The 2,487-nt window shown below is 36.6% G+C and carries 2 protein-coding genes; both read left to right on the forward strand.

What is annotated here, in order from left to right:
- Nucleotides 1-1,697, forward strand: a 1,697-nt coding sequence (locus tag ABYK33_RS15365; protein ID WP_373034198.1) for a ShlB/FhaC/HecB family hemolysin secretion/activation protein, incomplete at its 5' end; no start/stop codon positions are given.
- A 12-nt stretch (nt 1,698-1,709) separates the two neighbouring features.
- Nucleotides 1,710-2,487 (forward strand): filamentous hemagglutinin N-terminal domain-containing protein (locus ABYK33_RS15370; protein ID WP_373034199.1); only part of this gene is annotated, 778 nt, incomplete at its 3' end.

Raw genomic sequence — 2,487 nt, forward strand, 5'->3', positions numbered from 1 at the left:
CTCAGATGAAATATATAATATATAAGCCTTTTAAAATATGGATAGGTATGCCTTTGCTCCTTGCACACCTTCTTCAAGCATCACCTATTATCAGACAAGTAGAAGTCATTACTCGGTATGAAGAACAAAAAAAGATCTATGAAGAACAAACTAAAGCGCGTCAAACTGCAGAAGCTATCTATACGGAATTAACACCTATTCCTTTATCTCAAGACAGTAACACATCACAAGCTTGTATTGAGATTGAAAGTATTGACACGGAAAATATTACACTGATTGATAAAGATGTCTTGGATGTACTTAAAAAACCTTACCTTCACAGATGTGATACGATGCATGATATCAATACCTTGGTGAAGAAAATAAATAATATCTATATAGAAAAAGCATATGTTACTTCTAGAGCGTATATTAAACCTCAGGAGTTATCAAAAGGGCATTTGGTGATCGTTGCGATGGAAGGTAAAGTAGAATCAGTAAGCGGGAAAAATATTTCAACAGCATTGGTTTTTCCCTTTATAGAAAATGAAGCGCTTAATCTTAGAAATTTGGAAATGGGTCTGGAACAGCTAAATCGTCTACAGTCTGTACAGGCTACTATGAGTATAAATCCAGGTGATGAAGAAGGTTTTTCACAAATAGATATCATAGGTAAAAAGACAGGATCTATAATACATGGTTCGCTAGGTGTCAATAACTATGGAACAGAGAAATCAGGAAAGTATCAATTCAGTGGATCTGTTGGATGGGATGATCCTTTAGGGATCAATGATCTATTGACACTGAATTTGAATACTACCGATAAACAAGATAATGAGAATAATTCACTGGGCAATAGCATTAGTTATGGATTACCTATAGGCAGAGTGTATTTGGAACTCAGCTATTCCAAGTTTGATTATGATCAAATTGTGAATGGGCTGAATGTCGATTATCAGTCAAGTGGTGAGAATGAAACATTTCAAATAAAATCAGAGTATAAACTTTTCCATACCAAACAACAAAAAGGGAAGTTCGATCTCTCTTTGTTACATAAAAAGAATGATAATTATTTGGCAGATGTCTATTTGGATACCTCAAGTAATGCATTAACGATTTTACAGTTCTCTTATACGCACAATTACAGTGGCTCTACATGGGATGGGTATGCTACGCTGCGCTACAATCGTGGGTTGGACTGGTTTGGTGCAAAAACAGGTTCTTCAGCAGACACGACTTTTGATAAATATACGTTAGACCTTAGTTATAACAAACGAATTAACAGTGAGGGAATTCCTGCATTCTATAATTTTTCTTTCTATGGACAATATGCCAAACAGGGCATTGTCGGTTCTGAACAAATAGGAATTGGTGGTCCATACAGTGTAAGAGGATTTAAAAATGAGAGCCAAATTTCTGGAAACAAAGGTTTTTATGTACGTAATGAACTGGCGTTTAGTCAGCCATATACAAACGGTACCATCAGCCCTTATTTAGCTTTGGATTATGGTCTAGTCAGTAGAAATGAGGAAAGTTATGGCGGTCATATCGTAGGAGTTGCTGTGGGGTGCAGGTTTAATTTTAATAATTGGTCTTTGGATCTGTCTCAATCCCTCCCTGTTATAGACTCTAATAAAATAACCTATACACCCAATGGTGATGAAGTACGTAAAACAAATAATGGTCTGAGCGGATTCAGTCTCTCTTATAGATTTTAAAAGGTAAAACATATGCATACAATAAAACTAAACCTATTTAGACAACTTCTTTCAGTATTCATTTCCTTCCTTTTTATAACTCAGCCTATGATGGCAGCAGAAATAATAGTTGACCATACACGTACAGATCAACATACTTCTGTAGACAGTGCAGCCAATGGTACTCCTGTAGTAAACATCGCAAGACCCAATACAAACGGTGTGTCTCATAACACATATATACAATTTAACGTACCCACACAAGGAACGATACTCAACAATTCAGGGCAAGAGATAAACACACAATTGGCAGGATACATTTATGGGAATGAGAATGTACGTGATGGTTCTGCCTCACTTATACTCAATGAAGTCTCAGGAACCAATAGGTCTCATCTTAATGGATATCTTGAAGTTGCAGGAGAAAGTGCAGATGTCATCGTAGCAAATCCTAATGGAGTCACGGTGAATGGTGCGGGTTTTATAAATATCCCTAAAGCCACACTGACTACGGGGAAAGTAAGTTTTAATGGTGATCGACCCATTTTTGATATAGAAGGTGGAGATATCTTTATAGAGGGTAAAGGGTTGGATGCAAGAAGTACTTCTAGACTAGAACTGTATACTCAAGCGATCAAACTCAATGCTAAATTGTATGCGAATGACTTAAAAGTTGTTACGGGATTGAATCATATAGATAGGGATGGTATAGTTAGAAGTACTGACGGTTCAGGTAAAGAAAGACCTAAGTTCAGTATAGATTCCACAGCACTTGGAGGTATCTATGCCAATGCCATCTCTCTTGTGGGTA

It is taken from the genome of Sulfurovum sp., assembly GCF_041562805.1.
Taxonomy (GTDB): Bacteria; Campylobacterota; Campylobacteria; order Campylobacterales; family Sulfurovaceae; genus Sulfurovum.